Here is a 24,482-nt window from a genome sequence, read left to right as displayed (position 1 = left end):
CGCGGTGGGCCGGCGTTCGGGCAAGGCTGCCGTGGACGAACGGCACGGTGGTCCCGTCAGTCAGTTCAGGCCGATCCGTTCCGGGCGGGCGGAGGCGGAGCCGAGCCAGGTGTGCGGGTTGCCGTGCCAGCACCAACCGAGCTTCGGCGCGACCTGGCTGATCCACAGCGCCGGCACCCGGCGGTCGCCGCAGCGGGACCCGACGAGCGAGAAGCACCGGTTGCTCGCCAGCGCGGCCGGGAACTGGGTGATGAGGGCGATCCCCTCGTCGATGGTGATCGGCAGCCGGTCGACGGCCGCCATCGCGTCCACGGCGGCGGCGGGCGTCACGTTGCGGAACTCCTCCCCCCGGTCGACGTCGAAGAGCAGGTACGCCGGCCCGGCCGGCAGCGCCAGCTCCTTGACCGGCTCGAACCTCGGCAGGTCAGCCAGGGGGAAGTTCTTGTCGAGGAAGCCGGGCCTGCGCTTGCCGGCGAGGGTGGTCAGCGCGAGGCGGTCCGGCACGGGCGCCAGGTCGCGGGTGATCACGAGCAGGAACGGCACCCGGGCCTCGGTGGGCGGCGGCAGCTCGGCTGCGCCGGCCACGGCGGCGGCCCGCAGCGGCGCGACCAGCTCGGTGAACCGGTCGACGGTCCAGCCGGCGAGGGCCGGGTAGCCGAGGCGGACGAGGTTGGCGACCTGCCGGTCGAACTCGGTGCCGGGGTCGAAGCCGCTGGGTTCGACGACGGTGGTGCGGTCCGGGTCGGAGCTGCGGTCCAGGTCGGTGGGGCGATCCGCGTCGGCGGTGCGCTGGGTGTCGGCGGTGCGGTTCATGACGGTCACGGTGGCCTCCACGGGAGTCGTACGTCTACCGTACAACGTACGGCGGCGTTTCGGTTGTTCCCGGCTCAGCGGTTCCAGTCCTGCTTGGCGGCGCGGACCAGCTTGTCCTTCAGTTCCCTGGTGTGCCGCCGGCTCACCGGCAGCTCCGTGCCGTCGAGCACCACGACGTAGCCGGAGTTGACCAGGCGCAGCTCGGCGATCAGCTTCAACTGCACCAGGTACGACCGGTGGATGCGCACGAATCCCGCGTCCGCCCAGCGCTCGGCGAGGGTGGCCAGCGAGACCCGGACCAGGTGCGAACCGTCGGCGGTGTGCAGCCGGGCGTAGTCGCCCTGCGCCTCCACCCAGCGCACCGCCGAGCGGGGCAGCATCCGGGTGGTGCCGGCCAGCTCCACCGGGATCGTCGGGTCCTCCTCCGCCCGCGCGAGGGCCGCCGGGTGCGCCGGCACGACCCGGGAGCCGACCACCCGGCGCAGCGACTCGGCCAGCCGCTCGGCCCGCACCGGCTTGCGCACGTAGTCCGTCGCGCCCAGGTCGAAGGCGTCCACCGCGCCGTCGTCGTACGCGGTGACGAAGACGATCGCGGGGGGCCGGGCGAAGCGGCGCAGCACCCGGGCCAGCTCCATGCCGTCCAGCCCGGGCATCCGGATGTCCAGGAAGACCACGTCCACGTCGCCGTCGCGGAGCACCCGCAGCGCCTCCGTGGCGTCCCCGGCCGTGTGCAGCCGGGCGACCCGGGGGTCGGCCCGCAGGTGGTACGCCAGCTCGTCCAACGCCGGCGGCTCGTCGTCGACCGCCAGCACGCGGAGGAATGCGCCGGTGGCCAGGCCGGCGGGGCCGGGCCGCTCGCTCACGAGCCCGCCCGCACGCCGGGGTGGAACTTCGGCACCCGCATGCTCACCTTCGTACCGGAGCCGAGGCCGGTCTCGACGACCAGGCCGAACCGGTCCCCGAAGGCCGAGCGGAGCCGCTCGTCGACGTTGGAGAGGCCGACGTGCTGGCCCGGGTCGTCGGTCGGGTCGCTGCCGGCCCCGGCCAGCTCGGCGATCCCGGCGGTCAGCGTCGTCGGGTCCATGCCCACTCCGTCGTCCTCCACCGTGATGTGGCACTCGGCGCCCGCGTCCCGGGCCTCGATGCTCACCATGCCGGTGCCGGGCTTGCGGGACAACCCGTGCCGGACGGCGTTCTCCACCAGCGGCTGGAGGCAGAGGAACGGCAGCGTCACCGGCAGCACCTCCGGGGCGATCTGCAACCGCACCTGGAGTCGGTCGCCGAACCGGGCCCGCTCGATGGTCAGGTACCGGTCGATGGAGCGCAGCTCCTCGGCCAGGGTGGTGAACTCGCCGTGCGCGCGGAACGAGTACCGGGTGAACTCGGCGAACTCCAGGATCAGCTCCCGGGCCCGCTCCGGGTCGGTCCGGACGAACGAGCCGATCGCGGTCAGCGCGTTGTAGATGAAGTGCGGGCTGATCTGGGCGCGCAGCGCGCGCACCTCGGCCCGGGCCAGCCGCTCCCGGGAGGCGTCCAGCTCGGCCAGGGCGAGCTGGTTGCCGGCCCAGTGCGCGGTCTCCAGGGTGGCCTGCACCAGCCCCGGCGCGGGCGGGCCGTCGGCGACCGCGACCAGCGCCCCGACCACCCGGCCGTCGGCGCGCAACGGGGCGACCACCGCGCCCCGGACCGGGCAGTCGACCCGGTCGCAGTGCAGCTCCGGCTCCCCCAGCACGGTCGACCGCCCGCCGGACACCGCCCGCCGGGCCGCCGCGACGAGCTGGTCGGTGTGGTGCGTCCCGCGCCCGTCGAGGGCGAGCAGGGCCTCCCGGTCCGTCAGGGCCAGCCCGGCCGCCCCGATCAGGGCCCGCAGGTGGCGTACGGCCTTCGCCGCCCCCGCCGCGCTCAGGCCGGCCCGTAGCGGCTCGGCGGCCAGCCCGGCGGTGTGCAGCACCTCGTAGGTGGCCCGCTGGGTGGCGGTGGCGATGCCCCGCCGGGCGCGCAGCCGGGCCACCGCGTACAGCGCCGCGGCCAGCGCGGTGCTGAGCGAGACCACGCCGACGACGGCGGATATGTTGCCACCCACGCAGCGATCCTGGCCTGTCCCGCCCGCTACGCCAAGCCCGTCAGTACGCGCCCTTGCTCGCCAGCACCACGCCCACCGTGCGCCACAGGATGCTCAGGTCGTACGCCAGGGACCAGTTGTCGACGTAGTAGAGGTCCAGCCGGACCGATTCGTCCCAGGACAGGTCGGAGCGGCCGGAGACCTGCCACAGCCCGGTCATGCCCGGCCGGACCAGCAGTCGGCGGCGCACGTCGCCGAGGAAGTCGCCGTCGTCGGCGGGCAGCGGGCGCGGACCGACCAGCGACATCTCGCCCCAGAGCACGTTGATCAACTGGGGCAGCTCGTCGAGGGAGGAGGCCCGCAGGAAGCGGCCCACCGGGAAGACCCGGGGGTCCTGCTTCATCTTGAACAGCATGCCGTCGGTCTCGTTCTGGTCGACCAGGCCGGCCAGCCGGTCCTCCGCGTCGACGTACATGGTGCGGAACTTCCACACCCGGAACGTGCGGCCCTCGTGGCCGACCCGGGGCTGGCGGAAGAAGACCGGGCCGGGGTCGGAGAGCCGGATCGCGACCCCGACGGCCAGGAAGACCGGGACGAGCAGCAGCAGGCCGATCCCGGCGGCGACCCGGTCCATCAGGTTCTTGACCAGCAGCGCCGGGCCCGACAGCGTCGGCTCCTCGACGTGCAGCAGCGGCAGCCCCTCGATCGGGCGGATGTGCACCCGGGGGCCGGCGATGTCGGTGAGCTGCGGGGCCACCACCAGGTCGACGCCGGAGCCCTCAAGCTGCCAGGCCAGCCGACGCAGCTCGCCCGGCTCGGCGCTCGCCGAGCCGCAGACCGCGATCGTGTCGCCGCCGACCTCCCGGACCAGGGCGAGGATGTCCCGGCCGGCGTACACCGGGACCGGGGTCTGCATGCCCCGGGCGGCGGCGTACCCGTCGGTGATGTAGATGGCCACCGGCACGAGCCCGGCGCTCGGGTTGCGGGTGACCGCCGTGTAGACCTCCAGGCACTCCGGCAGGGTGCCCACCAGCACCATCCGGTGCCCGGCCTGGCCGACCCGGCGGCGGATCGCGTGCAGCGTGGAGCGGGCCAGGATGCGGCCGAACAGGATCAGCAGCAGGGCGCCGAGCAGCGCGAAGCCGACCGTGTAACGGGAGAGCTGGGTGACGGTGGCGAAGGCGATGAAGGAGACCGTCGCGGCGACCGCGACGCCGCCCCGGATCACCCGCTTGAACTCGTCCGGGCCCAGGCCCAGGTAGCGGCGGTCGTACGCGCGGTTGCCCCAGAGGATCACCACCCAGCCGAGCGGCATCAGGCCGAAGGCGACCGTGTAGAACCAGGTGGGATCCTCCTTCACGCCGTAGAAGCCGGAGGCCGCCTGGTCGAAGATCTGGATGGCGAGGAAGCTCGCCAGCGCCGCCGCCGCGAAATCGAGCAGGATCAGGGCGACGGTGTACGGCCGGTGCCAGCGGGAGACGCGTCGACGGGCCCGGGCCCAGGCCGACCGAGGCACGCCGTTGTGTGACGGCGGTGTCGGCGGCTGGATCTCGAAGCTGTCCACGTGCCGCACGAGTTCGCTCCGGCCTTCGTTGGTTACCGGGCGCTGGAGGCTTGTCGTCACCTCACCCATGTCCTCCCGCATGACGCGCGCCGCTCACTCGCAGTGAGGGCTCGGGTCGCCCACCGTTCAGTTTCCCACGCGGGGTCCGCACCGGGCGTAGACCCTAGGGACTTCTCGCCGGTGTGCCGCGTGGGATCCGGCCGGCTCCACCTCAGGTGCGAAAGCCGGGGACCGAGCCACTATACCGATGGATTGCGGCCCCGGTAGAGGCACGGACCGGGAGGATCGGCGCTCGGCCGGCGATTCCACTCCGTAACCACCCTGTGTCGTCACTCACCGTACGAGTCGAGACAACCGACGGTCAGCGAGCGGCTTGCCGCCGGTCTGACAGGTGGGGCAGTACTGGAGGCTCGAATCGGCGAACGAGACCTCCCGCACGGTATCGCCGCAGATCGGACAGGGCAGCCCTGTCCGGGCGTGCACAATCAGCCCGGACCGCTTCTCGCCCTTCAACTCCGCGGCCTTCTGTCCCAGTGAGCGGGACACCGCGTCGCCCAGCACCCGGCCGGTCGCCTCGTGCAGGGCGGCGACCTGCTCGTCGGTCAGCCGGTCGGACAGCGCGAACGGGGACAGCCGCGCGGCGTGCAGGATCTCGTCGGAGTACGCGTTGCCCACCCCGGCCAGCACCGTCTGGTCGGTCAGCACCCCCTTGACCTGCCCCCGCCGGCTGCGCAGCCGCCCGGCGAAGGTCTCCAGGTCGGCGGCGAGCGCGTCTGGGCCGAGCTTCGCCACCCCGGGCACCGCCGCCGGGTCGGTCACCAGGTACGCGGCCAGCTTCTTCTGGGTGCCCGCCTCCGTCAGGTCGAAGCCGGAGCCGTCGTCGAGCCGGACCCGCAGGGCGATCGGCCCCTTGCCGGGGCGCAACGGCCCGCCGGAGGGGAACGACTCCCGGTAGTGCAGCCAGCCCGCCCGGGCCAGGTGCACCACCAGGTGCAGGTCGTCGCCGAGGACCACGGCGAGGAACTTGCCGTGCCGTCGGGCGTCGGTCACCGTACGGCCCGACGCGGCGGCCGGCGCCGGCTCGTACGTCTTCAGGGCGCTGATCGCGGCGACCTCGACCCGGTCGACGCGCTGCCCCACGGCGCGCTCCCGCAGGTAGCCGGCGAGCGCTTCCACCTCGGGAAGTTCAGGCATCAGCCAACGGTAGCCTTCTTTCTCGTGAGAATCGTGGTGGCGCACAACCGGTATCGGGAAGCCCAGCCCTCAGGCGAGAACACGATCGTCGACGCGGAGATCGCCCAGCTCACGGCGGCCGGGGTCGAGGTGCTGCCGTTCCTGCGCAGCTCCGACGAGATCCCGAGCATGCCGAAGTCGGCCAAGGCGCTGCTGCCGGTCTCCCCGATCTACGCCCCCCGGGCGCAGCAGGAGCTGAGCCGGCTGATCACCGAGCACCGGCCGGACGTGCTGCACCTGCACAACCCGTACCCGCTGCTCTCGCCCTGGGTGGTGCGGACCGCGCACAAGCACGGCGTGCCGGTGGTGCAGACGGTGCACAACTACCGGCAGGTCTGCTCCTCCGGGCTGTACTTCCGGGACGGGATGATCTGCCAGGACTGCCGGGGCCGGGCGCTCGGCGTGCCGGCGATCGTGCACCGCTGCTACCGGGGTTCGCGGGCGCAGAGCGCGCTGATGGCCACCACGCTGGCCGTGCACCGGGGCACCTGGAAGTCGGTGGACCGGTTCGTCGCCCTCACGAGCGCCGTCGCCGACCACCTGCGCGACTACGGCGTCCCGGCGGACCGGATCGTGGTGAAGCCGAACGGCATTCCCGACCCGGGTGCGCCCGCGCCGCTCGGCGACGGCTTCCTGTACATGGCGCGGCTCTCCCCGGAGAAGGGGATGGGCCTGCTGCTGGACGCCTGGCGGCGGCACCCGGACGGGTCGCTCGGCCCGCTGCGCATCGCCGGGGACGGCGAGCTGCGCCCGCTGGCCGAGGCCGCCGCCGCCGAGCGCGCCGACGTGACGTACCTCGGGCCGTTGGACCGCGCCGGGGTGCGCGCGGCGATCGAGGCCAGCGCGGTGATCATCGCCGCCTCCACCTGGCACGACGTGCTGCCCACGGTGATCATCGAGGCGTTGGCCAGCGGCCGTCCGGTGCTCGGCACCGCACTCGGCGGCATCCCGTACCTGCTCGGCGCGGACGGCCCGCGCGAGCCCGCCGGCACCGGTCCGGCCGCCGTCGCCACGGCCGCACCGGGGGAGGGCCGCGTGGCGCTGCCGGTCGGGGTGCAGGCGGGGGAGGTGGGCTGGGTGGTGGCCCCGGAGCCGGCCGCCATGGCCGCCGCCCTGCCGGTGGCCCGCGCGGGGGCGGCGACGCTCGCCCCGGCCGCCCGCGCCCGCTACGAGCGCACCTTCCACCCCGACGTGGTCACGCGGCAGCTCATCGACATCTACGAGGGCGTCTCGGCCACCGCCCCGCCCCGCTGAGCCACCCTCGCTCGCCGGGCGGCGGTGTCTCGGACGGAGTTGAGGGACGTATGAGCGTGGTGACGGTGGAGGGGCTGCCGCCCTTCGAGGTGATCGACGCGCCGCAGGGCATCCGGTGCTGGGGGACGGACGCGCCGGCGGTGCGCTGGGCCAGCGGGCGGGACGTGCGCGTCTACGTGGTGCGGGAGCGCGGCGAGCCGGACTTCCCGGAGGGCATCGATCTCGGCCTGATCCGCGGCGTCGTGCAGAACCTCGATGGGTACGTGCACGCGGCGCTCGCCTACCTGCGGGCCTCGCTGCTGGCGGACCCGGGGCTCTTCGGGCTGAGGATGGACGACGTGGCGGCGTACGAGGCGTTGGAGCCGCACGAACTGCCGCTGTCGGAGCCGGAACTGACGTTCCGCACCGGCGACGAGTGGGATCTACGGTTCGCGGAGGGCAACATGCCGATCTGCGACCCGTACGGGATCATCGTCACGTTCGACCGGGACCGGCCGGTACGGATGGAGGACCTCAGCGAGGCCGAGGACGCCTAGCCAGGGCGGCGTGTGCCGGTGGTGCAGACGGTGTCTGTCGAGCTGGAAACAACGTTGCCCGGCTTTCCCCCTCCGGCGCTATATTGATCATGGCTCCGGCCGAAAGGCCGCTGCCAACCAGCCAGTCCAAGGGGTGGCATGAATGCCTCCTGCTGGCCAGAAGTCTCGACGCGCGACCCGTGCCGGCTGTCCCGGCGCGGCCCGTTCATCGAAAGGCAACTGTGTTCAAGAAGAGCCGTAGGGTGGCGACCGGCCTTGCCGCCGCCGCCCTTTTTCTGCTGTCCACGGCCGCACCGGCGCAGGCCGCCGTCGCCAGCGGCTTCACGCTTCGTCCCACTGGTTACGACCTGTGCCTGGCGGTCGCCGGCGCCAGCGTGGCCAATGGCGCCCACGTCATCGTCGCGACCTGCAATGGTGGCGCCGAGCAGCGCTGGGACTGGGACGGGTCCGCTCAGCTCGTCAACGCCAAGAGCGGCAAATGCCTCTCGATCGAGGGCGGCAGCATCGCGGCGGGCGCCCACGCCGTTCAGGTGACCTGCGTCTACGGTGCCTTGGAGCAAGGCTGGTCCCAGGAGGGCTACCTGCGTAAGAACCACAAGAGCGGCCTGCGGCTGAGCCGTCTGGACGCCACCCCGGTGAACGGCGGCCACGTTGGGCAGTTGGGCCCCAACTCGGGCCAGTACTGGGGCGTCTACAGCTGATCGTCGACGACACGTACCACCATCGACCGGGCCCGGCGGGAAACCGCCGGGCCCGGCCCGTTCGGCTACGACAGTTCGTCGTTCGCTGCCTGCTCTTCCGCTGCGCGGGGAGCAGAGGCGGCCTGGATGACGTTGCGGGCGGCGGTCGACACCGGGCAGTGCGGGCGTCGGCAGACCCGGCAGCGGCCGTCCGGGCCGGTCCGGTGGTCGCGGAGGACCGCTCGGGCGGTGAGGACCAGCCGGTTGCGGATCTGGGCCAGCGACAGGAACGGTGCGGTCATGCTCAGGTCACCCCGAGGGCGACGGCGAGTCGGATGACTGTGGCCGGGGCATCCGGGTCGCGGGCCACCTGGGCGAGCACCTCCCGGGCGGCCGGCCGGTGGCGCACCTCAGCCGGTGCCATCCGGTCGGCGTCGACCAACACCCGGCCCGCGCTGACCGGGTCACCGGCCTGGACGTAAGCGCGGGCGGTATCGACCAGGTGCGCTGCCCGGTGTTCCACCGGTAGCCACCGCCAGGCGTTCCGCTTGGTCGTCTTCTCGTGCCAGGCAACCGCCTCGCTCGCGTCGCCCAGGTCAAGGGCTGCGGCGGTACGGGCCAGGTCGACCGCCGTCGGCCCGAACGCGGTCCGGTGATGATCGTGGCCGTCGCCCACCTGGGCAGCCATGCCGGCGGCCTCGTCGAGGAGTTCGGCGGTGGCGTGGTCGTCGCCCTGGCGGGCCGCCGCCAGGGCGGCCTGCACGAGCAACGTCCCGCACAACGACAACGCGCCGGGGCTACCGTCCCCCGGATCAGGCGGGGCGATCCGGTACGCGGCGGCCAGCGTCGCCGACAGCGCCGCCCGCGCCCGCCCCGAAGCGCGGAACACCTGGCCGAGCTGCACCGCAGCGGCGGCCACCAACACGGGATCGCCGGTCGCGGCAGCCACGGCCCGGTCAGCGGCCAGCCAGCCCAGGTCGACCTCGCCGAGCTTCACCAGCAACGACGCGGCCAGCCGATACACCTCCACCAGCAGCGGGCGACCCCACCCGGAATCGTCGGCGGCGATGCGCTGCACGCCGGCCAGCAGGCCCGGCACCACGGCGATCACCTGCGGATACCGGGCATGCTGAAACATGACCCACGCGTGCTCGACATCCCGGGCCAACCGGTCAGCCGGCAGCACAAGACGGCGGGCTACGGGCCGGCCCAGGGCAATCTCGTACGCCGACAGGGCCTCCCGAATCCGCTCCACCCCCTCGACCTGCTCGGCGATGGCGGCGGGTTGAGCGTCCCGGCCGAGCAACACGGCGGTGTCGATCCGCAGAGCGGCGGCGATCTCCCGCAACGTCGACACCTTGTCCAGCGACCGGACACCCCGCTCGACCTTGTCGACCCAGGACTTCGACTTGCCGAGCCGATCGGCGAACACCTGCTGCGACAGCTTCCGCCGCCCCCGCCAGTACGCCACCCGCCGACCGACCGGCAGCAGATCACCGCTGTCCACGCCGCCACCTCCGGTCCGGCACCGCCCGGGTGGTCTCCTCCGTCGGTATCCGGTCCGCCTCGGCCTGCGCGAGGATTCGCTGCCGCGCGGCCTCCCGTTCCGCCGCCTGGATCTGCTCGCCTCGGTCCTCGCGCTCGGGCTTCTGCCGCGCCGTCACGACCAGCACCCCGCCCGGTGCTTCCCCGCGAGGGTCAGCACCGGCCGTTCCGGCAGGTAGGTCACCTGTGCCACGCCTACGGCCCGATGTGCCCCCGCCCGATTCGGACAGATCGTCGCCGGGCCTAGGCGTTCGAGTCGGCTCGCCCGACGGCGCTTGAACGGCCAGAGCTTCCGCAGCAGACCGGGGTGTGTCGGGTTCTTCGCGTGACGAGCCATCGGGCCTCCCGAAACGTAGCTTCTTCCAATCAGAGAGTGACAAGTCAGATCCGGCAAGTCTAGAGTTCCATGGAAAGTTTCTATGGAAGGTGATGGTTCGCTCTGCGTGCCTTGATCTCGGAGGTGGAGAGGAGAACACTGGCGGTGTTCGCGACCCTGGAGGTAGACGTGGCGAGGGCAAGCGGCCCGACAATCGCGCGCTGGCAGCTCGGCCGGGAGCTGCACAGGCTCCGCGAGGTAGCCGGCGTTTCGCACAAGGAGATCGCGGCAGAGCTGGGCTGCTCGGAGTCGAAGATCTACAAGATCGAATCAGGGGTGGTCGGCGTCAGCCGGGCCGACGTGATCGTGATGCTCACCCACTACGGCGTCAGCGACGACCGGATACGGCAATCCGCCCTCGACCTCCAGCGCCAGGGCAAGGAACGTGGTTGGTGGGCGAAGTTCGGCCAACTCCCGAACCCCTACAGCATGTACATCGGGTTGGAGTCCGCAGCGACCGCAGTACGGAACTTCGAGCTGGCCGTTGTGCCGGGGTTGCTCCAGACCGAGGCATACGCCTACGCAATCACCAGTGCGGCCTGGCCGGGCCAGAGCGAGGAAGCACGCCGCCGGGTCGAGGTGCGCATGACCAGGCAGGCTTGCCTTACCGAAGAGCCGGCGCTGAAGTTCTGGGGAATCGTGGACGAGGGCGTGCTGCGTCGTCAGACCGGTGGCCCAGACGTCATGCACGCCCAGCTCCACCATCTCATCGAGATGAGCGACCGGCCGAATATCGAGCTTCAGGTACTGCCGTTCAGCGAGGGGTGGCACCCCGGCACCGTGGGCTCTTTCTCGATCCTGGAGTTCCCCGAGGACATCCACAGCCCAGTCGTGTACGTGGTGAGCCAGGCGGGAGACGCCTATCTCGAACGCGAGGATGACTTGCGGCGCGTTACGCTTGCCTACACTCACCTGCACGCGGCAGCGCTCAGCGTCAACAAGTCCCGGGAGCTGATCGCCGCCATCGCCAAGGACATGACGTAGGGAGAGTCGCGGCAATGGACCGGTCACGCGCGGTGTGGCGCAAGAGCAGCCGAAGCGACGCCAATGGTCAGTGTGTCGAGGTGGCCGACCTCCGCGACGGGGTGGCCGTCCGGGACAGTAAGGACCCGAACGGCCCCGTGCTGGCCTTCGACGCTGACGGCTGGCACGGCTTCATCGACTCCCTGAAGAACAACTAGCGTCACCCCAGGAGTCGCTTGACCTCGTGCCCAGCTACCGGGGCGAGCCCGGGATCGGGCGGCTGCACCTGGCCGGGCGCGCCCGGTAGCGGGACTTGGTCGTCGATGCGGTCCACGAGCCGGGCAGAGGCGACCGCGCGGACGGCGTCCCAAGGCCAGGTTGACCATGAAAGCGGCGGCTCTCGGCGCGTATGCCTGCCGGCGCGGTTTGAAGAACTCCCGCGACGATGTGCGGTTGACGTTCCCTCCACACCGCAGACGCGGATCCGTTCCCTCCCGTACGTGGGACAGGTCTAGGTCTGTCTCTGATGGGTCTATCAGATTGATTTGGCGGACCTATCTCATGTGGATTCCTGGTCTTCCGCGCGTTGTCGGCGGAGTTGTTCGAGGACGGCGGTGTCGGCGTCGAGGCCGGGGTGGTCGACCTGGCGGTCGAGGTCGACGACGTGTTCGAGTTCCTGGATCGCCTGGTCGAGGTCACCGCCCGCCCGGTGGACCATCGCGATGTTGTACCGGGGTGATAGCTTCGCTGGCCCGGTCGCCGACCTCCCGCATGATGGGGAGTGCTTGGTGGTAGAAGTCGAGAGCCCGCTGCCGGTTCCCCAACCCGTCGTGCACGAGGCCGATGTTGGTGAGGGTGGCGGCTTCGCTGGCCTGGTCGCCGACCTCCCGCAGAATGGGGAGCGCTTGGTGGTAGAAGTCGAGAGCCCGCTGCCGGTCTCCCAACCCGGCGTGCACACTTCCGATGTTGTTGAGGGTGATAGCTTCGCTGGCCTGGTCGCCGACCTCCCGCAGAATGGGGAGCGCTTGGTGGTAGAAGTCGAGAGCCCGCCGCCGGTCCCCCAACCCGTCGTGCACACCCCCGATGTTGTTGAGGGTGATAGCTTCGCTGGCCCGGTCGCCGACCTCCCGCATGATGGGGAGTGCTTGGTGGTAGAAGTCGAGAGCCCGCTGCCGGTCTCCCAACCCGTCGTGAACGAGGCCGATGTTGGTGAGGGTGATAGCTTCGCTGGCCTGGTCGCCGACCTCCCGCATGATGGGGAGTGCTTGGTGGTAGAAGTCGAGAGCCCGCTGCCGGTCTCCCAACCCGGCGTGCACACTTCCGATGTTGTTGAGGGTGGCGGCTTCGCTGGCCTGGTCGCCGACCTCCCGCAGAATGGGGAGTGCCTGGTGGTAGAAGTCGAGAGCCCGCTGCCGGTCTCCCAACCCGGCGTGCACACTTCCGATGTTGTTGAGGGTGATAGCTTCGCTGGCCTGGTCGCCGACCTCCCGCCGGATGGGGAGCGCTTGGTGGTAGAAGTCGAGAGCCCGCCGCCGGTCCCCCAACCTGTCGTGCACGAGGCCGATGTTGGTGAGGGTGGCGGCTTCGTTGCCGTGGTCGCCGGCCTGCTGGTACATGGCCAGGGCCCGGTGGAAGTCCTCCAGCGCCGGCCGGGGCTGGCCGGTCGCCAACCGTGCCCAGCCACGCTGGTAGAGGGCGCTGGCGTCCGAGCCCAGGGTCAAGGTCGCGGTGGCCATGGCCTCGACGGCGGCGAACCGGGAGGTACGCAGCCACACCCGGCACACCCGGGCACCGGTGTCCCGGGCGATCGCCGCCTGCCGGCCGGCGACAGCGAGCCGATGCACCTCCACGTGTCGGGTGACGGTGGCCGTCGCAGCGAGGCTGAGGGGATGCGGTCGCGACGGTTCTGGATCCTCCATGCCCGAGCCACCTCGTTCTTCCTGCTGCTCCGGCTGCCGACTCGGCGCTTGCCGAGGGCCGGACCATGGCACCGGCGTGGGGCGGGTGCGTCGGTCGTCATTGTTCTTCCCACGATGGCCGGGATGCGGTCAGTGAGTCGGAAACTCGTCACATGAGCCGGGTCCACCGACCGGGCCCGGTACGCGAACAAAACGTACAGTGGCCGCCATGGCCCGCCGTCGATCGCCTGGCCTGGGCCAGACGCAGGCAATCCTGGACCGGCTTGACCAGACACAGCGGGGGAGGGTGTGGGCGATGAGCAGCGCCACAGTGGAGGTTTCCGGGGCTCAGGCCGCGCGGTGGGCCGCGGAGCTGCGGGCTGTGTTGGCCGCGGCCGTGGGGCCAAACGACAGCGTGTCGCCGGTGCAGGTGCACCGGTCGGCAGAGATGGTGATTGCGGTCATCGGGCTGGTGTTCTCCGGGGTCGAGGTGGCCAAGACGATCATCGAGTGGTGGAGTTCCCGCCACCCGGATGGTGCTGCGGTCACGGTGCTGCTGCCTGACGGCACCCGGATCGAGCTGGCCGAGGGCAGCCAGGCGCGGCTGGAGATCGCCATGCGGCAGGACGGCACCGGGCAGCACTGATCACCGGCCACCAAAACGGGATGGGCAGATGACCACCTTCGAACTGGAGGTCTTCGCGCAGACCTCCAACTACTACGAGCTGCGGCTGGCCGCCGATGGCGAGCCGCCCCGGACGCGTGGTCTGGACCGGGCTGCGGTCGATGAGCTGATCACGCTGGTGCAGCGTGACTACAGCAGTGACGCTGGCGCACAGAAGGTGTACGGCGCGGTCCGGCTGGTTGAGCTGGGGGCGCGGCTGGCGGAGTTCCTCGACGGCGACCAGCGGTGGCTGGCCCCGATCCTGGCCCATCCCGACGGGGCGGTGCTGCGGATCACCGCCGAGCAACGGCTGCGGCACCTGCCCTGGGAACTACTCGCCCAGCAGGGCACGTTCCTGACCGTGGCCGGGCGGGCGCCGCTGTTGCCGGTCCGTGCGGTCGGCACCCACGCGGCGCTGACCGGCCCGGTCACGCCGGGCAACCGGCCGTTGCGGGTGCTGTTCATGGCAGCCTCCCCCGAAGGTGTCGAGCCGGAGCTCAACTTCGAGGCCGAGGAGGCCGCGATCCTGGCGGCGACGCGACGGACCGGCACCGATCTGGTGGTCGAGGAGAGCGGCACCCTGGAAGGGCTCCGGTTCCTCAGCCGCGACTACGGGCCCGGCCACTTCGACGTGCTGCACCTGAGTGGGCACGCCACCACCGACGGCGGGGAGCCGGTCTTTGTGGTGGAAGACGAGTTCGGCGCGATCGCCAGGGCGACGGCCGATCAGATCGCCCAAGCGATGCAGGGACACTGGCCGAGGCTGGTGTTCGTCTCGGGCTGCCTGACCGCTGACGCCCCTGACGGTGGGGTGTTCCCATCGATGAGTGAAAGCCTGGTCCAGGCTGGTGCCCCCGCAGTGCTCGGCTGGGCGCTGCCGGTCGGGGACGTCTCCGCCACCGATTTCGCCGCCGCTCTCTACCAGGCCCTGGCCGACGGCCGGTCGCTGGACCAGGCCGTCATCGAGGCCCGCCGCCACCTGTGCCGCGACAAGAAGAGCAGCTACTGGCATCTGCTCCGGGTCTACGCCGACCGGTCCCCGCTGGCGCCCCTGGTCACGCCGCTGCACACCAAAGGCCGCAGACGGTCGCAGGTACGCGCCGCCGATCAGCAGTTCCTGGACCCGCAGACCCAACTGTCCCGGGTCGCGTCCCGCGCCGAGTTCGTCGGCCGGCGTCGGCTCATCCAGCGCTGCCTGCGCACCCTCAGGCAACCCGCCGACACCCCCGGTGCGGCGCAGGGCCTGCTGCTGGCCGGCATGGGCGGGCTCGGCAAGAGCAGCCTCGCCTCCCGGCTTCTGGAACGCATGCCCACCCACCAGCACGCCGTCTGGTACGGCCAGGTCGACGCCATCAAGTTTCGCGAGCTGACCAGCAAGATCCGCTTCGACAGTGTCGACCAGACCAGCGAGGCCAACAAACTCCTCGACAACGAACAGGTCCCCCTCCCGATCCGGCTGCGGCACCTGCTCGACGCCGACGGGCCACTCGGCGGGACACCCTGCCTGTTCGTGTTCGACGACTTCGAAGCCGGCAACCTCGACACGCGCGACGACGGCAGCCGTGTGCTCGCCCCGGCGATGGCCGACATCCTGCCCGCCCTACTCACCGCTATCCGCGACACCGGCAGCCCAAGTCGCGTCATCATCACCAGCCGTTACCGCTTCCCCGCCCCGGCCGGCACCACCGTCGCCGTCGAGGCCCTGGTGACCCTCACCTCCGTCGAGCAGAGCAAGAAGATCGCGAACCTGGCCAACCTGCGCCCCGGATCCACGATCGACCCCGCCATCCGGGACCGGGCGATCGAGGCCGCAGCCGGCAACCCCCGCCTGCTCGACTGGCTCAACCGGATCGTCGACGATCCCACCCTCGACATCGATGGCCTGCTCACCGCCATCGAGAACGAAACCGACCGGTTCCGCCGCGAGACCGTCCTGGCCGACAATCTGCTCGACTCCCAGCCCCTCGAACTCCGCCGCATGCTCGCCAGAATCAACGTCGTCGAACTACCCGTACCTACCGCCACCGTCCACGCCCTGCACCAACACCCCGACGCCGCCCGGCACATCCAGCGGGCCGTTCAACTGGGCCTACTCGAAGAGGGCACCGACCCCGAAACCCGCCAGCCCCGCTACTACGTCTCCAACGTCCTGCACCCCCTCGTCCGCCCCCTGATCACCGACGACGAACACACCGAGGCCTGCGCTGCCGCCGCACAGTCCCTCCACCGACTCTGGGTCCTCGACCCCACCGCCCCCGATGGCCACTGACCCCCTGACCCTCGTCCGGTGGGTCGAGGTGCATCGGCTCGCTGTCGCCGGCCGGCAGGCGGCGATCGCCCGGGACACCGGTGCCCGGGTGTGCCGGGTGTGGCTGCGTACCTCCCGGTTCGCCGCCGTCGAGGCCATGGCCACCGCGACCTTGACCCTGGGCTCGGACGCCAGCGCCTTCTACCACCGTGGCTGGGCACGGTCGTCGACCGGCCAGCCCCGGCCGGCGCTGGAGGACTTCCACCGGGCCCTGGCCATGTACCAGCAGGCCGGCGACCACGGCAACGAAGCCGCCACCCTCACCAACATCGGCCTCGTGCACGCCGGGTTGGGGGACCGGCGGCGGGCTCTCGACTTCTACCACCAGTCGCTCCCCATCCGGCGGGAGGTCGGCGACCGGGCCGGCGAAGCCGCCACCCTCAACAACATCGGGGCTGTGTACGACAGGTTGGGGGACCGGCAGCAGGCTCTCGACTTCTACCACCAGTCGCTCCCCATTCTGCGGGAGGTCGGCGACCGGGCCGGCGAAGCCGCCACCCTCAACAACATCGGAAGTGTGCACGCCGGGTTGGGAGACCGGCAGCGGGCTCTCGACCTCTACCACCAAGCACTCCCCATCATGCGGGAAGTCGGCGACCGGACCGGCGAAGCCGCCACCCTCAACAACATCGGCCACGTGCACGACGGGTTGGGAGACCGGCCGCAGGCTCTCGACCTCTACCACCAAGCGCTCCCCATCATGCGGGAAGTCGGCGACCGGACCGGCGAAGCCGCCACCCTCACCAACATCGGCCACGTGCACGACGGGTTGGGGGACCGGCGGCGGGCTCTCGACTTCTACGACCAGTCGCTCCCCATCCGGCGGGAGGTCGGCGACCGGGCCGGCGAAGCCGTCACCCTCAACAACATCGGAGGTGTGCACGCCGGGTTGGGGGACCGGCGGCGGGCTCTCGACTTCTACCACCAGGCGCTCCCCATCGTGCGGGAGGTCGGCGACCGGACCGGCGAAGCTGTCACTCTCAGCAACATCGGCCTTGTGTACGCCGGGTTGGGGGACCGGCGGCGGGCTCTCGACTTCTACCACCAGGCGCTCCCCATCCGGCGGGAGGTCGGCGACCGGGCCGGCGAAGCCACCACCCGGTACAACATCGCGATGATCCACCGGGCGGGCGGTGACCTCGACCAGGCGATCCAGGAACTCGAACACGTCGTCGACCTCGACCGCCAGGTCGACCACCCCGGCCTCGAAGCCGACACCGCCGTCCTCGAACAACTCCGCCGACAACGCGCGGAAGACCACGGATCCGAACCGCCTGCGGGGTCGTGATGACGGCTGTCAGCGCAGGGAGGCGCGGGCCGAGAAGGCGATGCTGGCCAGGAGGAAGCCGCCGTTGACGATCGTGAACGCCACGATCACCCAGAGGACGAGGGCCGGGGCGAACGCCAGCACCAGCCCGGCCACGAAGATCACCGCGCCGTAGTCGCGGACCAGCTTCACCAGGCGTACCGGCAGCGAGGTCGAGGTGACCATGCTGGCCGCGTTCGGGCCGGACTGCATCACCGAGGTCACCAGGTTGACCATCCAGGTGCCCGCGAAGACCGCGACCAGCCAGCTCGGCGTCTCCGGGTGCTGCGCCACGGCCGTGGCCGACAGGGCGGCCACCAGGGCGATCTGGGCGGCCACGTCGCAGAGCACGTCCACCCGGGCGCCGGCCGCGCTGCCCTGCCCGGTCACCCGGGCGAGCTGCCCGTCGGCGCAGTCCAGGGCGTACGCGACCTGCCAGCCGACCAGCGCGACCAACCCGACCACCCAGGCCGGGACGTCCCCGGCGGCGACCCGGCCGGCGAGGGCCACCACGGTCACCGAGGTCGCCAGGCCGAGCACCAGGTTGGCGATGGTCAGCGCCGTGGGCCGCAGCCCCAGCCGCTGGGCGACCAGCGCGAACACCGCGCCCAGCCACTGGCTGACCGACTCACTGAACAGGCCGCCGCCCCGGTTGACCCGGTGGAAGTCGGCTACGGAGGGGCGGGACGGCTCAGCCAAGGTCGCGGAGTGCACCGGCGTAGTCTGCCAGCCGCTCCCGCGTCTCGGAAGGCGACATCGCCAGGTGCTCCAGGATGGTGTACCGGTCCGGCCGGGTCGCCGGGGCGAACTGCACCGCCTCGACGAACTGGTCGTCGCTGAGCCCCACGTCGGCCGGCAGCCGGGGCAGGCCGTGCCGGGCCAGGCAGGCCGACATCTCCCGGAACCGGCGCAGGTCTCCCCGCAGCCAGGTGCAGAACAGCGCGCCGAGGCCGGCCAGCTCGCCGTGCGAGGCGGTGCCCGGGAAGAGCGCGTCCACGGCGTGCATGATCTCGTGGCAGCCGCCGCTGGACGGGCGGCTGGTGCCGCAGATCGCCATCGCCAGGCCGCTGGAGATCAGCGCCTCGGCCAGCACGGTGACGAACGCGTCGTCGGTCATGTCGCCGGGGTGGGCGAGGACCGCCTCGGCGCCCATCCGGGCCAGCGAGGCGGCCAGCCCGTCGACCGGCTCCCCGCGTACCCGCCGGGCCAGCTCCCAGTCGGCCAGCGCGCTGATGTTGCTCACCACGTCGCCGATGCCCGCCCGGTTGTGCCGCTCCGGGCCGGCCTCCACGAAGTCCAGGTCGATGATGACCGCGATCGGGATGTGTACCCCGTAGGAGCCCTTGATCCCCTCGGTGATCAGCGAGGCCACCGGGGAGGCGATGCCGTCGTTGGCCAGGCTCGTCGCCACCGTGACCATCGGCAGGCCGCGCCGGGTGGCCGCGTACTTCGCCACGTCGATGGTCTTGCCGCCGCCGATGCCGACCACCGCGTCGTACGAGCGGGCGCGGAGCTTGCCGCCCAGGTCGTCGGCGGCGTCGAGGGTGCCCCCGGCGACGGTGAACACGTCGGCCGAGCGCAGCGACGGGCGGATCAGCTCGGCGATTTGCCCGCCCTGCCCCGGGCCGACCACCACCGCCACATCGCCGCCGGAGGAGATCCGGCCGTCGGCGAGGATCGCGGCCAGGTCCGCCACCGCGCCCCGCCGCACGTCGATGTGCAGCGGGGTGAGGACCGTGCGGGCTAGCAGCGGCACGCGATCTCCCGCGCCCGGGCCAGGTCGGCGTGGTTGTCGACCTCGACCCAGGAGATGTCGCCGATCGGCGCCGCCCGCACCTCGCCGCCCCGGTCGGCGAACTCCTGGTAGCCGTCCTCGTAGTAGAGGTTCGGGTCCCGCCGCCAGGTCGTCTCCAGGGCGTCGGCGAGGGCGTCGGCCACCTGGGGCTCGATCAGCGTCGCGCCGATGTACTCCCCGTACGCCTCGCCCGGGTCCATCAGCTTGGTGATCCGGGTGAGCTGGCCGGCGGCGTCGAAGGTGGTCTTCATCTCCTCCTCGGCCAGCGGCTTGATGGTGTCCACCGCGAGCAGGATGCCCGGGCCGCGCTCGGCCAGCAGGGTCTTCTCCACGCTCACCGGGTGCACGGTGTCGCCGTTGACCAGCAGGACGCCCCGGGCGAAGTGCTCCCGGGCCAGCCAGAGCGAGTACGCGTTGTTCCACTCCTCGGCCTTGTCGTTGTGCACGAGGGCGATCGTGACGCCGTGGCGCTTCTCCAGCTCCGCCTGGCGGGAGACGACCGCGTCGGCGGCGTACCCGACGACGATCACCACCTCGGTCAGCCCGACCTCGGCGAGGTTGCGCAGCGCGATGTCCAGGATGGTGGTCTCACCGTCCACCGGCACCAGCGCCTTGGGCAGGGTGTCGGTGTACGGGCGCAGTCGACGCCCCGCACCGGCTGCGAGAACCATCCCGATCATGCGACCGCCTCCCTCGTACGACTCCAGGTCACCGGTGGAGGATAGCGCCGGGACGGATCACGCCTGCCGTCAACCGGGGGTTCACCCCGGCAGCGCGGCCAGGTCCGCGAGCACGGCCAGCCGCTCCTCGGCGGTCAGCACCACGTACGGGCCCGCCGCCCGCCGGTCCGTCTCCTGCTCGATGGCCAGCCGTTCCGGGCCGGTTGTCAGCTCGGTGATGCTGAGCGCGGTGTGCCCGGCCGCCGTCCATGCGGCCTCGTGCGCGTCGGCCCGGTGGTAGCGCAGCGTGCCGAGCCGGTTGAGCAGCAGCATCCCCGGCGGGGCGCCGTCCGGCTCGTGCGGGGGCGCCATCACGGCGAACGCGTCGCCGGCCGAGCCCGGCTCCTCCTCGGCGGCCACCATCGCGTACGTGAGCAGCCGGCCGAGCGCCTCGACCAGCCGGAGCACCCGGTCGTCGTGCCCGGCCCACAGCTCCTCGGTCACCTCCGCGTGTATCTGGTAGATCTCGGTGAGGAAGGCCTGCCCGCGTTCCGTCGCGGAGAAGCAGCCGTCGGGGCGGCGGTGCAGCATGCCGTAGGCGACCTGCTTGTCCAGCGCGCGCTGGCAGGACCCCGGGTCCCGGTACCGGGTCACGGCGGCGAAGCCCGCCGGGTCGACGGTCCCGCCCGGCGCGGCCAGCCGGGTGCGGAACTCGATCAGGAAGCCGGTGGCCGCCGGCCCGCCGTACCGCTGGCTCAGCTCCGCGCCGCCCCCGTCGCGGCCGGCGAGGATGCCGGCGACGAAGACCCGGTCCACCGCCGGGGCGACCAGCCCGGCGAACCGGTGCGGCGCGAGCTCGACGTCCTCGCTCACAGACCGATCGAGCGCAGGGCCGCGAAGGCGTCCTCGGCGATCCGCCGGATCAGCCCGTCGTTGACGTCGCGGTGCTCGTCCAGCAGGGCGACGTCCCGCTCGGCCAGCCAGCGGAACTCCGTGTGCTTGCCCACCTCCAGCCGGGGGCTGCCCAGGTCGCCGTCGATCCGGACCAGGAAGTCGCTCTCGATCCGGTCCAGCCCGTCGGCGCCGGTCCAGCGGTATTCGCCGACCGGGCCGAGGATGTGCGACACGGTCCAGCCGGTTTCCTCGGTGACCTCCCGGCGCAGCGCGTCCTCCACCCCCTCGCCCGGTTCCAGGTGGCCGCCGACGATGTCCCAGGTGTCGGGAAACAGGACCCGCTGCGGGGACCGGCGCTGGATGAAGAGGCGGCCGTCGTCGTCGACGATCAGGGCGCCGGCGCAGCGGAGAGGCTCGGTGGACACCTGTCGACAGTAGCGAGCCGAGGCCCGGTAGGGCGATGCCTGGTGACCAGGGACGCCACCGGCGGGAACGCCGAAGGCCCGGCCCCCGCGCGGGGGCCGGGCCTTCGGGCGCGGGTCAGCGGCTCTTCTTGACCGGAGTCCGCTTGGCCGGAGTCCGCTTCGTCGGCAGCGGGTTCGGGCTGTCGGGGCCGGTGAAGACCGCCGCGGCCCGCCAGTCGATCACGTCGACCTGGGGGCCGCTGCGCGTCGTCCAGCCACCCGTCGGCGCCCCGTTGACCCAGCCGGCCGACGAGAGGTTGCCGGTGGTGCGGCTGACCAGGTAGATGCTGGATCCGGAGACGAACATCCCACCGGCGTCGGCGAAGCCGGTCGCGCCGGCCACGGTGAACTTGTCCGCGCCCACGGTGCCGCTGTCCGGGCTGAACCAGCGCCAGAACAGGCCGCTCTGGCCGGTCAGCGTGTAGTAGAGCCGGCCGTTGGTGTAGAACGCGCCGGTCACGTTCGGGAGCTCCGGGTAGAAGTTCACCGTGTTGCCGGCGTACTTCTGGCCCTCCGGCCCGGAGTCGGTCACCACGCTGTCCCACAGCGGGTCGTGGTACGGGTCGACCAGCTTCGGCACGCCGAAGGTGGTGCCGTCGAAGGTGCGCCGCCACAGCGCGCCGTTCACCCCGTAGAAGAGGGTGCCGCCCACCCAGAAGGCACCCCGGACCGTCGACCACGCGGTGCCGTCGGGGCTGGGGACCGGCGCGGAGAGGCTGACCCCGCGGAGGCCGTCGTAGGCCCGGGTGCGCAGCGTGTTCGCCCCGCCGGACCCGGCGTAGTAGACGTTGCCCGTCAGGGTGGTGGTGGCGGTGGAGTGTGGTGCCGCGCCGCCCGTGAGCGGGAAGAACGCGATCCGCCCCCGGCGGTACTGGAAGTTGCCGATCCACTCCTGGTCGGAGCCCAGCCACAGGCCCTGCGGGGTGACCAGCAGCTCGGCCACGCCATAGCCGCGCGGGTGCCGGCCCGGGTTCCAGGCCAGCGGCAGGCCGCTGAGCGGGTCGAGCGCGGCGATGCTGGGCCGGGCGACGGCGCCCGGGTACGCCGAGCTGGTGGCGGAGGTGTTGTTCACCCAGCGGAAGTGGCCGCCGACGTAGACGGCCTGCTCGGTGATGCCGACGGAGAGGAACGTGTCGCCGCCGCTGTAGTTGACCCAGGTCGGCTGGACGGCCGTGCCGGTGGAGGAGGTCTCCCACCGGGCGACCGCGTCGCAGAGGGTCCCGGCGTACGGGCTGCCGGTGGTGGCGACGACGAAGTACTGGCCGTCCGGCGAGAAGCTGACGTCCCGCACGTACGAGTCGAACGCCTTCGCGTTGCAGCGCGGCTCGTAGCGGTTGGTGTTCCAGGTCGAGACGGCCGCCGTGGAGGCGCCGAGGCTGAGCCGGACCACCTGGTCGTGCAGCACCCCGTTGGCCTTCTTGAAGTTGCCGATCACCACGAGCTGGGTGCCGTCGGGCGAGACCGTCAGCTTCTCGGCCCCGACGCCCGCGCTCGCGCCACTCACCCCGTCGTAGTTGTGGTGCTCGGTCAGCGTGGCGGTCAGGTAGTCGTCCACGACGCCGGTGGTGGCGTTGAGCGAGACGAGCCCCCCGCGCGAACTGGTGGCGGCGGTGGTGAAGGTGCCGCCCACCAGCAGCCGGTTGCCGACCTTGACGACGTCGTTGACCAGGCCGTTGAACGCCAGGTTGGGGAAGCTCGCGACCGGGCTGCCGTCGGACAGGTTGACCAGGGCGAGCTTGCGGTGGTTCGTCCCGTTGACGGTGTTGAACTTGCCGGCGAGGTAGACCGTGCCGGCGGTGGGGCCGGCGAGGATGTCCAGCACCTCGTCGTCGACCACCGGGACGAACGCGGTGTCCACGTTGCCGGTGGCCTTGTCGAAGGCCAACACGAACTTGCGCGCGATCTTCACGTCCGAGCCGCGGTTCTCCACCCCGGTGAACGAACCGCCGACGACGACCTTGCTCCCGGCGTCGTGGATCGCGAAGACGGTGCCGTCCACGATGTCCGGCGAGGGGCCGGACGGGACCGCGCCCACCACGGTGGCGTGGCCGGCGCCGGCGGGCGCGGGGTTGGCGACGAGGACACCGGTGACGGTGAGTGCGGCGGCGGTCAGGACCGCGAGTGGTCGGCGGCTGAGCGCGGGAATACGGGCCACGGGCAACTCCGAATGAACGGCGGAGAGAAACGACGGGGATGCCTCCACCCGACCGGCCCGGCCGGTCGGTGGTCCTGGTGATTCCCGGCCGGGGAGGCGACGACCGGGAACACAGAGTCTCAGCACACGATGGCGCATGCGGCGCGCGGCGTCTACCCCGGGGTGCCCGTTGTGTCCGTCATCGGATCGACGCGGCCTTCGCCGGCGGGCCGGTCACCCGGGGAGGCCAGGGTCACCGGGTACGTGGGCCGTGCGCCGGGACCGGCGGGGGTGGTGCGGCGAACCACGGGTCGGCGGTCAGCTCCCGGTACGCGGCCAGCCCCTCCGGGTCCTCGTTGAACGTGCTGTCGTACACGGGCTTCGTGTTCTGCTTCGCGGCGAAGTAGACCACCGCCTTGATCTGCGGGTGCTGCTTGACGTAGTCGCGGGCCTCGCGCAACCAGGCTGCCCGCTGGCCGGGGCCGCCCGGGTACGTCACCCCGAACTCGCCGATCACCACCGGCCGAGGATGCTGGGCGGCGAACGCCATGAAGGTGTCCATCTGCTCGGCGAAGCCGTCGAACTCCTTGCCCGGGTACACGTCCGTGCAGAGCCAGTCGACCTGGTCGTCGCCCGGGTAGTACGCCGCCGCGTTGCGCTTCTCGTCGACGAACCCCTGCACGTGCGGGCACCAGACGAAGCCGGCGTTGGTGGCCCCCACCTCGGTGAAGATGCCCCGGATCCGCTTCCAGGCGGCGACGTAGTCCTCCGGGGAGTGCACGCTCTGGGTCAGGTTGGGGCGGTCCATCTCCCACCGCCAGCGCAGCAGCAGCGGCACCCCGAACTGCTTGATCTTCTCGGCCCGCTGCCGGATCAGCTGGTCGTACATCCCGTCCCGGATGGACCGGGTGTCGGCACCGGACCAGGAGATCATCTGGAGCTTCCCGGCCGCCTGGAACGCGTGCTCGGTGGGGCCGGGGAAGTCGTCCTCCCAGTCGTGGAACATGTGCGCCAGGACGACCTTGCCGCGGGTCTGGTCCGCGAACGCGGTCAGCGCGTCGACCCGGCCCTCCGGGGTCTGCCAGTCCGGCTTCACCCAGGCGCCCAGCCAGGCACCCTCCCCGGGCAGTTCGGGGCCGCGCCCGGTGGTGCGCAGGCCATCCGCCGCGCGAGGGCTCGCGGCCGGCGCGGTGCCGGTCGGCCCAGCCGGGGGCGGCACGAAGTCCGGGGCCGCCTCGGAGCACGCCGACACGGCCAGCGCCGACCCGAGCAGGAGCACCACCGCCGTCTGGAACCGCTTCATCGTTGCCGTACCTTCCCCGTGCTGAGGCCAC

General features: G+C 71.8%; 25 protein-coding genes. 8 read left to right on the top strand and 17 right to left on the bottom strand.

Annotation, left to right across the window (positions count from 1 at the left end):
• Positions 1 to 60 precede the first annotated feature (60 nt).
• From GVV04_RS14840 to GVV04_RS14820, 5 genes are all read right to left on the bottom strand, one after another.
• Positions 61 to 813, bottom strand: coding sequence for a DUF5701 family protein (locus tag GVV04_RS14840; RefSeq protein WP_235966293.1), 753 nt, complete (start codon positions 811 to 813; stop codon positions 61 to 63).
• 74 nt (positions 814 to 887) lie between these two features.
• Complete coding sequence (locus tag GVV04_RS14835; RefSeq protein WP_161689386.1) at positions 888 to 1,649, bottom strand: LytR/AlgR family response regulator transcription factor; 762 nt, start codon at positions 1,647 to 1,649, stop codon at positions 888 to 890.
• A gap of 23 nt (positions 1,650 to 1,672) precedes the next feature.
• Positions 1,673 to 2,896, bottom strand: a complete 1,224-nt coding sequence (locus tag GVV04_RS14830) for a sensor histidine kinase (protein WP_161688612.1) — start codon at positions 2,894 to 2,896, stop codon at positions 1,673 to 1,675.
• A 40-nt stretch (positions 2,897 to 2,936) separates the two neighbouring features.
• Positions 2,937 to 4,508, bottom strand: a complete 1,572-nt coding sequence (locus GVV04_RS14825) for a sugar transferase (protein ID WP_201753633.1) — start codon at positions 4,506 to 4,508, stop codon at positions 2,937 to 2,939.
• A 264-nt stretch (positions 4,509 to 4,772) separates the two neighbouring features.
• Entirely contained in the window at positions 4,773 to 5,633 is an 861-nt protein-coding gene (locus tag GVV04_RS14820; RefSeq protein ID WP_161688608.1) for an Fpg/Nei family DNA glycosylase, read from the bottom strand.
• 24 nt (positions 5,634 to 5,657) lie between these two features.
• Between GVV04_RS14820 and GVV04_RS14815 the strand changes: the two genes are divergently transcribed.
• The 3 genes from GVV04_RS14815 (at position 5,658) to GVV04_RS14805 (ending at position 8,163) form a co-directional block, all read left to right on the top strand.
• A complete protein-coding gene (locus tag GVV04_RS14815) occupies positions 5,658 to 6,926 on the top strand; it encodes a glycosyltransferase (RefSeq protein WP_161688606.1) in 1,269 nt (422 codons plus the stop codon).
• A gap of 50 nt (positions 6,927 to 6,976) precedes the next feature.
• The gene (locus tag GVV04_RS14810) at positions 6,977 to 7,462 is read left to right on the top strand and encodes a hypothetical protein (protein WP_161688604.1); all 486 of its coding nucleotides are present in this window, start codon (positions 6,977 to 6,979) and stop codon (positions 7,460 to 7,462) included.
• 242 nt (positions 7,463 to 7,704) lie between these two features.
• On the top strand, positions 7,705 to 8,163 hold the full coding sequence (locus tag GVV04_RS14805; protein ID WP_161688602.1) for an RICIN domain-containing protein: 459 nt from the start codon (positions 7,705 to 7,707) through the stop codon (positions 8,161 to 8,163).
• A 65-nt stretch (positions 8,164 to 8,228) separates the two neighbouring features.
• On the opposite strand, the gene GVV04_RS14800 is transcribed toward GVV04_RS14805, so the two are convergent.
• Genes GVV04_RS14800 through GVV04_RS32190 form a run of 3 tightly spaced genes read right to left on the bottom strand, consistent with a single transcriptional unit; the run spans position 8,229 to position 9,806 of the window.
• Positions 8,229 to 8,444 (bottom strand): hypothetical protein, encoded by a 216-nt coding sequence (locus GVV04_RS14800; protein ID WP_161688600.1) that lies wholly within the window; start codon positions 8,442 to 8,444, stop codon positions 8,229 to 8,231.
• A 2-nt stretch (positions 8,445 to 8,446) separates the two neighbouring features.
• On the bottom strand, positions 8,447 to 9,649 hold the full coding sequence (locus tag GVV04_RS14795; RefSeq protein WP_328822396.1) for a helix-turn-helix domain-containing protein: 1,203 nt from the start codon (positions 9,647 to 9,649) through the stop codon (positions 8,447 to 8,449).
• Entirely contained in the window at positions 9,636 to 9,806 is a 171-nt protein-coding gene (locus GVV04_RS32190) for a hypothetical protein (RefSeq protein WP_201753819.1), read from the bottom strand. The genes GVV04_RS14795 and GVV04_RS32190 overlap by 14 nt, the downstream gene beginning before the upstream one ends.
• Before the next feature lie 362 nt (positions 9,807 to 10,168).
• Here GVV04_RS32190 and GVV04_RS14790 point away from each other — a divergent pair, with 362 nt between their 5' ends.
• Positions 10,169 to 11,047, top strand: a complete 879-nt coding sequence (locus GVV04_RS14790) for a helix-turn-helix domain-containing protein (protein ID WP_328822395.1) — start codon at positions 10,169 to 10,171, stop codon at positions 11,045 to 11,047.
• 14 nt (positions 11,048 to 11,061) lie between these two features.
• The gene (locus tag GVV04_RS14785) at positions 11,062 to 11,244 is read left to right on the top strand and encodes a DUF397 domain-containing protein (RefSeq protein WP_161688598.1); all 183 of its coding nucleotides are present in this window, start codon (positions 11,062 to 11,064) and stop codon (positions 11,242 to 11,244) included.
• Positions 11,245 to 11,585: 341 nt separating this feature from the next.
• Here the strand turns inward: GVV04_RS14785 and GVV04_RS14780 are convergent, their stop codons facing one another.
• Together GVV04_RS14780 and GVV04_RS14775 are read right to left on the bottom strand one after the other, a co-directional pair.
• Positions 11,586 to 11,744 (bottom strand): hypothetical protein, encoded by a 159-nt coding sequence (locus GVV04_RS14780; protein WP_161688596.1) that lies wholly within the window; start codon positions 11,742 to 11,744, stop codon positions 11,586 to 11,588.
• Complete coding sequence (locus tag GVV04_RS14775) at positions 11,722 to 12,945, bottom strand: tetratricopeptide repeat protein (protein WP_161688594.1); 1,224 nt, start codon at positions 12,943 to 12,945, stop codon at positions 11,722 to 11,724. The genes GVV04_RS14780 and GVV04_RS14775 overlap by 23 nt, the downstream gene beginning before the upstream one ends.
• Positions 12,946 to 13,240: 295 nt before the next feature.
• Between GVV04_RS14775 and GVV04_RS14770 the strand changes: the two genes are divergently transcribed.
• The 3 genes from GVV04_RS14770 to GVV04_RS14760 are packed head-to-tail and all read left to right on the top strand — an operon-like array spanning position 13,241 to position 17,184.
• Entirely contained in the window at positions 13,241 to 13,570 is a 330-nt protein-coding gene (locus GVV04_RS14770; protein ID WP_161688592.1) for an effector-associated constant component EACC1, read from the top strand.
• 28 nt (positions 13,571 to 13,598) lie between these two features.
• Entirely contained in the window at positions 13,599 to 15,857 is a 2,259-nt protein-coding gene (locus GVV04_RS14765) for a CHAT domain-containing protein (RefSeq protein ID WP_161688590.1), read from the top strand.
• Entirely contained in the window at positions 15,847 to 17,184 is a 1,338-nt protein-coding gene (locus GVV04_RS14760) for a tetratricopeptide repeat protein (RefSeq protein ID WP_161688589.1), read from the top strand. Before GVV04_RS14765 ends, GVV04_RS14760 begins: the two co-directional genes overlap by 11 nt.
• Before the next feature lie 9 nt (positions 17,185 to 17,193).
• On the opposite strand, the gene GVV04_RS14755 is transcribed toward GVV04_RS14760, so the two are convergent.
• The 7 genes from GVV04_RS14755 to GVV04_RS14725 form a co-directional block, all read right to left on the bottom strand.
• Positions 17,194 to 17,916 carry a CDP-alcohol phosphatidyltransferase family protein gene (locus GVV04_RS14755; protein WP_161688587.1) on the bottom strand — a complete coding sequence of 241 codons (723 nt, stop codon included), beginning with the start codon at positions 17,914 to 17,916 and terminating at the stop codon, positions 17,194 to 17,196.
• The gene (locus GVV04_RS14750; protein WP_161688585.1) at positions 17,894 to 18,958 is read right to left on the bottom strand and encodes an iron-containing alcohol dehydrogenase family protein; all 1,065 of its coding nucleotides are present in this window, start codon (positions 18,956 to 18,958) and stop codon (positions 17,894 to 17,896) included. The genes GVV04_RS14755 and GVV04_RS14750 overlap by 23 nt, the downstream gene beginning before the upstream one ends.
• Positions 18,946 to 19,677: a phosphocholine cytidylyltransferase family protein gene (locus GVV04_RS14745; RefSeq protein WP_161688583.1), complete on the bottom strand. Its 732-nt coding sequence runs from the start codon at positions 19,675 to 19,677 to the stop codon at positions 18,946 to 18,948. Before GVV04_RS14745 ends, GVV04_RS14750 begins: the two co-directional genes overlap by 13 nt.
• A gap of 81 nt (positions 19,678 to 19,758) precedes the next feature.
• On the bottom strand, positions 19,759 to 20,529 hold the full coding sequence (locus GVV04_RS14740; protein WP_161688581.1) for a hypothetical protein: 771 nt from the start codon (positions 20,527 to 20,529) through the stop codon (positions 19,759 to 19,761).
• Positions 20,526 to 20,975, bottom strand: a complete 450-nt coding sequence (locus tag GVV04_RS14735) for an NUDIX hydrolase (protein ID WP_161688579.1) — start codon at positions 20,973 to 20,975, stop codon at positions 20,526 to 20,528. The genes GVV04_RS14740 and GVV04_RS14735 overlap by 4 nt, the downstream gene beginning before the upstream one ends.
• Positions 20,976 to 21,090: 115 nt before the next feature.
• Positions 21,091 to 23,169 (bottom strand): eIF2A family protein, encoded by a 2,079-nt coding sequence (locus tag GVV04_RS14730; protein ID WP_328822394.1) that lies wholly within the window; start codon positions 23,167 to 23,169, stop codon positions 21,091 to 21,093.
• A gap of 232 nt (positions 23,170 to 23,401) precedes the next feature.
• Complete coding sequence (locus GVV04_RS14725; RefSeq protein WP_161688577.1) at positions 23,402 to 24,451, bottom strand: glycoside hydrolase family 26 protein; 1,050 nt, start codon at positions 24,449 to 24,451, stop codon at positions 23,402 to 23,404.
• Between the last annotated feature and the right edge of the window lie 31 nt (positions 24,452 to 24,482).

This window comes from Micromonospora rubida, assembly GCF_009908295.1.
Lineage (GTDB): Bacteria > Actinomycetota > Actinomycetes > Mycobacteriales > Micromonosporaceae > Micromonospora > Micromonospora rubida.
The sequence above is the reverse complement of the archived record's forward strand: the minus strand, read 5'-3'. Positions and strand labels throughout refer to the sequence as shown.

What these genes read in the sequence shown, in the direction of transcription:
- GVV04_RS14840 (WP_235966293.1), bottom strand. Translation starts at nt 813, where the DNA reads ATGAACCGCACCGCCGACACCCAGCGCACCGCCGACGCGGATCGCCCC.
- GVV04_RS14825 (WP_201753633.1), bottom strand. Translation starts at nt 4,508, where the DNA reads ATGGGTGAGGTGACGACAAGCCTCCAGCGCCCGGTAACCAACGAAGGC.
- GVV04_RS14820 (WP_161688608.1), bottom strand. Translation starts at nt 5,633, where the DNA reads ATGCCTGAACTTCCCGAGGTGGAAGCGCTCGCCGGCTACCTGCGGGAG.
- GVV04_RS14810 (WP_161688604.1), top strand. Translation starts at nt 6,977, where the DNA reads ATGAGCGTGGTGACGGTGGAGGGGCTGCCGCCCTTCGAGGTGATCGAC.
- GVV04_RS14800 (WP_161688600.1), bottom strand. Translation starts at nt 8,444, where the DNA reads ATGACCGCACCGTTCCTGTCGCTGGCCCAGATCCGCAACCGGCTGGTC.
- GVV04_RS14785 (WP_161688598.1), top strand. Translation starts at nt 11,062, where the DNA reads ATGGACCGGTCACGCGCGGTGTGGCGCAAGAGCAGCCGAAGCGACGCC.
- GVV04_RS14780 (WP_161688596.1), bottom strand. Translation starts at nt 11,744, where the DNA reads ATGGTCCACCGGGCGGGCGGTGACCTCGACCAGGCGATCCAGGAACTC.
- GVV04_RS14775 (WP_161688594.1), bottom strand. Translation starts at nt 12,945, where the DNA reads ATGGAGGATCCAGAACCGTCGCGACCGCATCCCCTCAGCCTCGCTGCG.
- GVV04_RS14770 (WP_161688592.1), top strand. Translation starts at nt 13,241, where the DNA reads ATGAGCAGCGCCACAGTGGAGGTTTCCGGGGCTCAGGCCGCGCGGTGG.
- GVV04_RS14765 (WP_161688590.1), top strand. Translation starts at nt 13,599, where the DNA reads ATGACCACCTTCGAACTGGAGGTCTTCGCGCAGACCTCCAACTACTAC.
- GVV04_RS14760 (WP_161688589.1), top strand. Translation starts at nt 15,847, where the DNA reads ATGGCCACTGACCCCCTGACCCTCGTCCGGTGGGTCGAGGTGCATCGG.
- GVV04_RS14745 (WP_161688583.1), bottom strand. Translation starts at nt 19,677, where the DNA reads ATGATCGGGATGGTTCTCGCAGCCGGTGCGGGGCGTCGACTGCGCCCG.
- GVV04_RS14725 (WP_161688577.1), bottom strand. Translation starts at nt 24,451, where the DNA reads ATGAAGCGGTTCCAGACGGCGGTGGTGCTCCTGCTCGGGTCGGCGCTG.